This window comes from Kitasatospora sp. NPDC054795 (assembly GCF_053611565.1).
Genome location: NZ_JBSHAP010000251.1, coordinates 1 through 4,980 on the forward strand (window position 1 = coordinate 1; position 4,980 = coordinate 4,980).

The 4,980-nt window shown below is 75.2% G+C and carries 7 protein-coding genes; 6 read left to right on the forward strand and 1 reads right to left on the reverse strand.

All coding sequences use genetic code 11. The annotated features are described in order from the left end of the window. Nucleotides 1-1,163, forward strand: a 1,163-nt coding sequence (locus ACWGJO_RS40900) for a serine hydrolase domain-containing protein (protein WP_452190867.1), incomplete at its 5' end; no start/stop codon positions are given. Between the two features lie 57 nt (nt 1,164-1,220). After that, nucleotides 1,221-1,739 (forward strand): gamma carbonic anhydrase family protein, encoded by a 519-nt coding sequence (locus ACWGJO_RS40905; protein WP_452190868.1) that lies wholly within the window; start codon nt 1,221-1,223, stop codon nt 1,737-1,739. 27 nt (nt 1,740-1,766) lie between these two features. Here the strand turns inward: ACWGJO_RS40905 and ACWGJO_RS40910 are convergent, their stop codons facing one another. Beyond that, nucleotides 1,767-2,960 carry an MFS transporter gene (locus ACWGJO_RS40910; protein WP_359912513.1) on the reverse strand — a complete coding sequence of 398 codons (1,194 nt, stop codon included), beginning with the start codon at nt 2,958-2,960 and terminating at the stop codon, nt 1,767-1,769. A 199-nt stretch (nt 2,961-3,159) separates the two neighbouring features. On the opposite strand from ACWGJO_RS40910, the gene ACWGJO_RS40915 reads away from it, so the two are divergent. The 4 genes from ACWGJO_RS40915 (at nt 3,160) to ACWGJO_RS40930 (ending at nt 4,950) form a co-directional block, all read left to right on the forward strand. After that, the gene (locus ACWGJO_RS40915) at nt 3,160-3,405 is read left to right on the forward strand and encodes a DUF2277 domain-containing protein (RefSeq protein WP_359912516.1); all 246 of its coding nucleotides are present in this window, start codon (nt 3,160-3,162) and stop codon (nt 3,403-3,405) included. Between the two features lie 13 nt (nt 3,406-3,418). After that, the gene (locus ACWGJO_RS40920) at nt 3,419-3,655 is read left to right on the forward strand and encodes a DUF6296 family protein (RefSeq protein WP_452190869.1); all 237 of its coding nucleotides are present in this window, start codon (nt 3,419-3,421) and stop codon (nt 3,653-3,655) included. Nucleotides 3,656-3,722: 67 nt separating this feature from the next. Beyond that, nucleotides 3,723-4,007, forward strand: a complete 285-nt coding sequence (locus tag ACWGJO_RS40925; RefSeq protein WP_452190870.1) for a DUF427 domain-containing protein — start codon at nt 3,723-3,725, stop codon at nt 4,005-4,007. Nucleotides 4,008-4,053: 46 nt separating this feature from the next. Further along, on the forward strand, nt 4,054-4,950 hold the full coding sequence (locus tag ACWGJO_RS40930; protein WP_452190871.1) for a hypothetical protein: 897 nt from the start codon (nt 4,054-4,056) through the stop codon (nt 4,948-4,950). Nucleotides 4,951-4,980: the final 30 nt, after the last annotated feature.

A 4,980-nucleotide genomic window follows, 5' to 3' on the forward strand; every position in this document is an offset into this window, starting at 1 on the left:
CCGCCGGTCCGGCCGCCGCCGGGTGCGGAGGCCCGCACGGCTCCGCCGCCGTCCGCGCCGGCGCCGTCGCGACCCCCGAGGGCCGTGCCGACTGGGAGGCCGCCGACGCCGCCCTCGCCGGGATGACCGACCCCGGCTACGCGACCTCCGCCCTCGCCGCCGTCCGCCAGGACGGCCGGGTGGTCTGGCGCAACGCCACCGGCGTCGCCGAACTCGCCACCGGCGCGCCCGCCGACCCCCGGGGCTCCTTCCGGATCGGCAGCGCCACCAAGCCCTTCGTCGCCACCACGCTGCTCCAACTGGTCGGCGAGCACCGGCTGGACCTCGACGACCGCCTGGAGTGCCTGCTGCCGGGCGTCGTCCCCAACAGCACCGCGATCACCGTCCGGCAACTGCTCAACCACACCAGCGGCGTCGCCGACTACACCCAGGACCAGGCCTTCGACTTCCGGCGGCCGCAGTGGCTCGACGGCGGCCGCTTCCGGCACTACGGCCTCCAGGACCTGGTGGACATCGCCAACCGGTACCCGTCCGCCTTCCCGCCCGGCCAGGACTGGCAGTACTCCAACACCAACTACATCTTGATCGGGATGATCATCGAGAAGCTCACCGGCCACAGCTGGAACGAGGAGGTGACCCGCCGGATCATCCGCCCGCTCGGCCTCACCGGCACCTGGATGCCCGGCGACTCGCCCTTCCTCCCCGGCCGGTACGCCCACGGCTACTACAAGGCCGACACCGGCCCGGTGGACGTCACCCTGTTCAACCCCTCGATGGCCGGCCCCTCCGGCGCCGGCGTCTCCACCACGGCCGACCTGACCGCCTTCCTCGACGCCCTGCTCGGCGGCCGCCTGCTGCGCCCGGCCGAACTCGCCGCCATGCAGCAGACCACCGCCAACGGCGAGGGCCGCAGCTACGGCCTCGGGCTGCAGCGCCTGGACACCCCCTGCGGCTCCTTCTGGGGCCACGCCGGCGGCATCCCCGGCTACAGCACGATGATGCTCGGCTCGCCGGACGGCAGGCGCGAGTTCGCCGCGAACACCACCGTCTACGACGCCCCGGACGACGCCGTCAACGCCGCCTGGAACAAGGTGATCGAGACCGCGCTGTGCGGAGCCCGGCCGGCGGCCGCCGGAACCGACCTCGCCCGCACGGCGCCGTGACCCACCCCCTACGCTGACCGGCGGGCGAACGGCCCACCGTCACCAGGAGGACGAGACATGGCAGAGCCGCTGATCGCCGCCGTCGGGGGCAGGGTGCCCGCCGTCGACCCGGGCGCCTTCGTGGCGCCGAACGCCGTCGTGGTCGGGGACGTGACCGTCGCCGCCGGCGCCGGTGTCTGGTACGGCGCGGTGCTGCGCGGCGACGCCGAGTCGATCAGCGTCGGCGCGGGCAGCAACATCCAGGACAACTGCACCCTGCACGCCGACCCCGGCTTCCCGCTGGTGGTCGGCGAGCGGATCTCGGTCGGCCACAACGCCGTGCTGCACGGCTGCACCGTCGAGGACGACGTGCTGGTGGGCATGAACGCCACCGTGCTCAACGGCGCCCGGATCGGCACCGGCTCGCTGGTCGCGGCCGGCGCGGTGGTGCCGCAGGGCATGGTCGTCCCGCCCGGTTCGCTGGTCGCCGGCGTCCCGGCCAGGGTCCGCCGGGAGCTGACCGAGGACGAGAAGTCGGGCATCAGGGCCAACGGCGCCGGCTACCAGCTGCTCGCCGAGGCCCACCGGGAGATATGAGGCCCACCGGGAGACACCGGGCCAGCCCTAGGCGGTGGTCATCGCGGCCGCCGCCGGTTCCGTCGCCACGGGGGCGGGCCGGCGGCGGTCGACCACCCAGGCGAGCACCGCGATCAGCGTCCCCGCGGCGGCCAGGACCGCGCCGACCAGCGTCGGCGCGGTCCAGCCGAGCCCGGCGTCCAGCGCCAGCCCGCCGAAGTACGCGCCCTGGGCGTTGGCCAGGTTGAAGGCGCCCTGGACCGTCGCCGAGGCGAGGGTCGGCGCGCTGCGCGCCTTCCGGAGCACCAGAGTCTGCACGGCCGGCACGATCGCGAAGCCGAACAGCCCGATCAGCACCACCGTGACGGCCGCCGACCAGCGGGCGTGCGCGGTCACCGCGAACAGCGCCAGGGTGGCGGAGAGCAGCACGAAGGCCGCGCACACGGTGGGCCGCAGCGCCCGGTCGGCGGCGAACCCGCCCAGCACGTTGCCGATCGTCATGCCGACGCCGAACAGCGCGAGCACCAGGGTCACCGAGCCGGTGGCGTAGCCGGAGACGTTGGTGAGCAGCGGGGCGATGTAGCTGTAGCAGGCGAAGAAGCCGCCGCAGCCGAACACCACGGTGGCCAGCGCCAGCCAGAGCTGCCCGCTGCGGAAGGCCCGCAGCTCGTTCCGGAGCCCGGACTGACCGGAGGAGGGCAGCGCGGGCACCAGCCGGGCGATGGCGAGCGTCCCGGCGGCCGCGATCAGCACGACCACCAGCATGGTCGCCCGCCAGCCCAGGTGCTGGCCGAGCAGGGTCGCGGCCGGGACACCGACGATGTTGGCGACGGTCAGGCCGGAGAACATCACGGCCACCGCCCGGGCCCGGCGGTCCGGTGCGACCAGCTCGGCCGCCGCCACCGCGCCCGCCCCGAAGAAGGCGCCGTGCGGCAGCCCGGTGATCAGCCGGGCGGCGGCCAGGGTCCAGAAGTCCGGCGCCACCGCGCACAGCAGGTTGCCGGTCGCGAACAGTCCGGCCAGCGCCACCAGCACCGCCTTGCGGGGCCGCCCGGCGGCCAGCGCGGTCAGCAGCGGCGCACCGACCACCACCCCCAGGGCGTACGCCGAGATCAGCCAGCCCGCCTGCGGGATGGAGACGTGGAGGCTGTCGGCGACCTGGGGGAGCAGCCCCATGGCGGCGAACTCGGTGGTTCCGATGGCGAACGCGGTGACGGCCAGCGCGAGCAGCGCGAGAGGCAAGGGGGTGACTCCGGAGTGATGCCGACGGACCGGGGAAGCGCGCGGCGGGACGAAGGTGGAACGGAGGTGGAACGGAGGTGGCGCGGTGGTGGGACGAATTCGTTCGTCCGGCATCCTAATCCGGCCGGATGACGGCGCTGTGAGGTGCGTGTGACGAAAGGGGGTCGCCGACACGGCTCCCGCGCGCGAGACTGGGAGCATGTGCCGCAACATCAAGACGCTGCGACCCCCCGTCACGCCCGACGCCGACGAGGAGGACTTCCACGCCGCCGCGCTCCAGTACGTCCGCAAGGTGTCCGGGTTCCGCGCCCCCGCGGCGCACAACCGGGAGGCCTTCGACCGGGCGGTGGAGGCGGTCGCGGAGGCCACCGCCCGGCTGCTCGCGGAACTGGAGGTCCGCGGCCCGCACACGCGGGCCGCCGTGCCGGCCGAGGCCGCCGGGTAGGCAGGAGCATGTGATGAAACCCGCCGAGCGCTACGCCCTCACCTTCCCCGGGACGCCGGGCACCCAGGCCCCGCAGGACGTCGTGGTGGTCACCCGTACCGACGCGAGCGGGCCGGGCGGCCACCCGGTGTACGAGGACGAGAGCGGCATCGTCCGGGCCGAGATCAGCGGCAGCGGCGAGGTCCGGATGCTCGCCAGCGGCGGCCACCAGAGTCCGCACGTGCCGGTGCACGCCCACCCGCTGACCTGACCGGCGCGGCTGGACCGTCCTGGAGCGGGAAGGGGTGAGGCGGCCCGTGGTCGGGAACAATCGCCTTATGACCACAGCGAGTTGGCAGGGCGTCGTCATCGCCGAGAGCGACGACACCGTCGTCGTCGAGGGCAACCACTACTTCCCGGCCGAGGCCGTGCGCACCGAGTACCTGCGCCCCTCGGACACCACCACGGTGTGCGGCTGGAAGGGCACCGCCGGCTACCACACCCTGGAGGTGGACGGGCGGAGCAACCCGGACGCCGCCTGGTTCTACGCCGACCCCGAGCCCGGGGCCGAGCACGTGCGCGGCCGGATCGCCTTCTGGCGCGGGGTGGAGGTCGCCGAGTAGGCGGCCCAGGGCCGTGCCGTCGTCGCGAAAGGGGCACCGGGTTCCCATGGCAGTCTTCCGCAGGCCGGGCCGCTCCCGGCCGGCTCCCGAGCCGGATCTGAGCGAGCAGCTCGCCGAACTGGTCGAGGAGTCCGAGCAGCCCGTCGGCCCGGTCGCCGAGTACGCCGCGAAGCAGCGCGGCCGCGGCCGGGCCGTGGTGCTGCACACTGCCCGGCTGCTCGGCCACGGCGGGCGGGCCGCCGCCAGGGGAACGGCCAAGGGCGCCGCGTACGGCGGCCGGGCCCTGACCGAACAGCTGGTGCGGACCGCGCCCCGGATCCCGGTGCGCGACCTCGCCACCCTGCGGGCGCAGCACCCGGAGGCGGCCTTCCCGGAGCAGCTGGCCGACCTGCTGGTCACCGGCGCCGTCCGGGCCTCCAGCGCGCTCGGCGCGGGCGTCGGCGCGGCGGCGATGCTGCCGGTGCCGCCCGCGATGCCGCTGGAGATCGCCGCCGAGACGCTCGCGGTGGCGGCCGTGGAGATCAAGCTGATCGCCGAGCTGCACGAGGTCTACGGCACTCCGGCGCAGGGCGGCGCCACCCAGCGGGCCGGCGCCTACCTCGGTGCCTGGGCCAACCGCCGGGGGATCGACGCGAACCTGCTGGTGCGGCCCGCCGGCTTCGCCGCGCTGGCGATCAGCTCGGAGGTGCGCCAGCAGGTCCGCCGCCGGCTGACCCGCAGCTCGCTGCGCCACCTGCCGGCGGTGATACCGCTGCTGGTCGGCGCCGGCATCGGCGCGACCATGAACCGCCGCGACACCCGCCGGCTGGCCGGCGAGGTGCGGGCGGACCTGCGCGGGCGCCGCCCGGCGGACGGCGGCTACTGGGCCGAGGCCACGCCGGTGCCGAAGGGCGGGGCGGCGCCGAAGGGCGGGGCGGTGGAGGCCGACGGTAAGGCTCCGTAGCGGCGAGGAGCAGGACGGTGCGCCCGGGAC

Bases quoted from the DNA above. Each gene is read 5' to 3' on its own strand.
- ACWGJO_RS40930 (WP_452190871.1), top strand. From the start codon at position 4,054: ATGGCAGTCTTCCGCAGGCCGGGCCGCTCCCGGCCGGCTCCCGAGCCG.
- ACWGJO_RS40925 (WP_452190870.1), top strand. From the start codon at position 3,723: ATGACCACAGCGAGTTGGCAGGGCGTCGTCATCGCCGAGAGCGACGAC.
- ACWGJO_RS40920 (WP_452190869.1), top strand. From the start codon at position 3,419: ATGAAACCCGCCGAGCGCTACGCCCTCACCTTCCCCGGGACGCCGGGC.
- ACWGJO_RS40905 (WP_452190868.1), top strand. From the start codon at position 1,221: ATGGCAGAGCCGCTGATCGCCGCCGTCGGGGGCAGGGTGCCCGCCGTC.
- ACWGJO_RS40915 (WP_359912516.1), top strand. From the start codon at position 3,160: ATGTGCCGCAACATCAAGACGCTGCGACCCCCCGTCACGCCCGACGCC.